Genomic DNA, 654 nt, shown 5'->3' on the forward strand with positions numbered 1-654 from the left:
TTTCGCCGACGTCCGGTCCAGCCACAGGCGGCACCTCGGTTACCATCACAGGTACGAACTTCAGCGGCGCAACCTCGGTCAGCTTCGGCTCGAATTCGGTGGCGAGCGGCAGCTTCACCAGCAGTTCGTCGACCCAGATCGTCGTGCCCTCGCCTAGCGGCAGCGCCGGGACCGTGCACGTCACCGTGACCACGCCGATCGGGACATCGGCGACCGGCTCGAGCGACCAGTTCACCTACATCGCCGCCCCGACCATCACAGGCATTTCGCCGAGTTCCGGTTCGACCGGCGGCGCTACGTCGGTGACGATCAGCGGTACCAATCTGTCAGGCGTCACCAGCGTCACAGTCGGCGGTGCATCGGCAACGCTCGGAACCAACACATCGACGTCGATCGTCATCACGACGCCATCCGGTACAGCGGGCGCACGCGACGTTGTTGTTACCACCGCAGGCGGATCGGCGACCGCGACCGGCGGCTTCACCTATGTGGCGCCACCGAGCATCGGTTCGATTTCGCCGGGTTTTGGCCCGGCCACCGGCGGCACGTCGGTAACCATCAGCGGCACCAACCTGTCCGGTGTCACCAGCGTGACGGTGGGCGGGGCGTCGGCGACGCTCGGCACCAACACATCGACTTCGATCATCATTACGA

At 65.4% G+C, this 654-nt stretch carries 1 protein-coding gene and 1 pseudogene; both read left to right on the forward strand.

Features of this window, described 5'->3' with window-relative positions:
- Window positions 1-44 precede the first annotated feature (44 nt).
- Window positions 45-179: pseudogene (locus DYI24_RS28705) on the forward strand (IPT/TIG domain-containing protein); the annotation flags it as partial.
- 6 nt (window positions 180-185) lie between these two features.
- A partial coding sequence (locus DYI24_RS27430) for an IPT/TIG domain-containing protein (RefSeq protein ID WP_349627825.1) occupies window positions 186-654 on the forward strand: 469 nt, incomplete at its 3' end.

Origin of the sequence: Rhodopseudomonas sp. BR0C11, from assembly GCF_010820945.1 — a bacterium.
In the GTDB taxonomy this organism is placed as follows: domain Bacteria; phylum Pseudomonadota; class Alphaproteobacteria; order Rhizobiales; family Xanthobacteraceae; genus Rhodopseudomonas; species Rhodopseudomonas palustris_H.